Consider the following 1784-nt stretch of genomic DNA (forward strand, 5'->3'; position numbering starts at 1 on the left):
CGAAGAGGCGAGAGTCTCCTTCGAGAAGGCGCTCGAGATCGATCCGGGGCACACGGACGCGCGCATCGGCCTGGGCCTCGCCCTCTTCGCCCTTGGCCTGAAGGACGGGGCGCGCGGGGAGATGGCGGAGCTCCTGCGCCGCGATCCGACGCACCCCGTCGCGCGGGCCTTTGCGGACGAGTCTCTCGTGATCGATCTGTAGCTCGCGTTGAACAGGGCGGGGAGTCCGAGGGTCAGAACGGCAGGGGAACCAAGGCGGCTTGACCGCCCCGCTCCACAGGATGCTAGCCGGCTAGGCGCCGACCGATCCCCGCTCCTCCACCGACTTGACCTTGCGGTCCTGCTTCTGCACCCGATCCGAGCGCAGGCAGCCCGTGCAGACGCGCAGCCGGACCGGCTTTCCGTCCACGATCGCCCTGACCCGCTGGAGATTCGGATTCCATGTGCGGTGGGAAACGTTATGGGCATGGGAGATCTGGCTGCCGAACTGGATCCCCTTCCCGCAGATGTCGCAGATGCGTGACATGAACTACCTCCTGGCTCACCGAGACGCAAACTCGTAGTCTACGGCACCGAGGTGACGATGGCAAGACGCAGTCGACCCCCCTCCACGTCCCCCGTGGGGGGGGTGTGCCCTGCCCCCGGGGGGCCTGGCGCATCCCTTCTCGATCGGGAGGTCGGCTTTCTCAAAGGGGTCGGACCCGGCAGGGCGGCCCTTCTCTCGAAGCTCATGATCCACACGATCGGGGACCTCCTTCTCCATCTGCCTCGGGCCTATCTCGATCGGAGGCGAGTCGTCGGAATCGATGGCCTCGCTCCCGAGATGGCCGCGACCGTTGCCGGCGAAGTGATCGGGGCGCGAGTGCGCAGGGTCCGCGGAGGCCGCCAGGATCTCCTTGCGACGGTGGAGGACGGAACGGGGCGGCTCTCGGTCGTATGGTTCGGCCAGCCCTACCTCTCCAGGATCGTGCGCCCCGGGGCGCGCCTGCTGCTCAGCGGCCGGGTGCGCCTCTTTCAAGGCCTGTGCCTCGTGAATCCGGACTTCGATCTGGCCGAGTCCGGCCAGGAGCCCGTGAGCGGTCGCGCCGGCATCCTGCCCGTCTACCCGACGACGCAGGGGCTGAGCCAGCGCTTCCTGCGCGGGTTGGCGGAAACGGCCCTGCGCCTGGCGGGCGATCCGGGAGAAGACCCGATTCCCCGCCACATCCTCGACCGGCTCGATCTGCCGCCCCGGGACAGGGCGCTCCGGGCAGTCCACTTCCCCTCGACTCTGGAAGAAGCGGAACGCTCGCGCAGGAGGCTCTCTTTCGAGGAGCTGCTGGTCCTGCAGCTCCTGCTCAAGCGGGCCCGGGAGGAGCGTTCCACGGCGGCGAGCGCCCGCCCGCTCCGCGGGGATCCGGATCGGCTGCGCGCCGTCCGAGATCGGCTTCCCTACCGCCTGACGGACGAGCAGGAGGATGCGATTTCCGCGATCCTGGCCGACCTCCAGGGGGAGCGCCCAGCGATGCGCCTTCTCCAGGGCGAGGTCGGGTCGGGGAAGACCGTGGTGGCGGCCCTCGCGTGCGCATGGGCGGCGAGCGCCGAGAGCCAGAGCTGCGTCATGGCGCCGACCGAAGTCCTCGCGATCCAGCTCGCGGGCGCGTTGCGCGCGATCCTCGATCCGGTCGGGATGCGCGTCGCGCTTCTTCTCGGGTCGACGCCGGGGAGGGAGCGCCGGGAGATCCTGGGACGCCTCGCGGAGGGACAGGTCGACACGCTTGTCGGAACCCACGCGATCATCGAAG

Annotated in this window: 3 protein-coding genes; 2 read left to right on the forward strand and 1 reads right to left on the reverse strand. The window is 69.5% G+C overall.

The features are described from left to right. A partial coding sequence (locus FJY88_14150) for a tetratricopeptide repeat protein (GenBank protein ID MBM3288469.1) occupies positions 1 to 202 on the forward strand: 202 nt, incomplete at its 5' end. Positions 203 to 292: 90 nt separating this feature from the next. Here the strand turns inward: FJY88_14150 and rpmB are convergent. Beyond that, a complete protein-coding gene (rpmB, locus tag FJY88_14155; protein MBM3288470.1) occupies positions 293 to 526 on the reverse strand; it encodes a 50S ribosomal protein L28 in 234 nt (77 codons plus the stop codon). 57 nt (positions 527 to 583) lie between these two features. Between rpmB and FJY88_14160 the strand changes: the two genes are divergently transcribed. Then, positions 584 to 1784: DEAD/DEAH box helicase (locus tag FJY88_14160; GenBank protein ID MBM3288471.1), on the forward strand; the 1201-nt coding region annotated here is incomplete at its 3' end.

Source organism: Candidatus Eisenbacteria bacterium (assembly GCA_016867495.1).
In the GTDB taxonomy this organism is placed as follows: domain Bacteria; phylum Eisenbacteria; class RBG-16-71-46; order CAIMUX01; family VGJL01; genus VGJL01.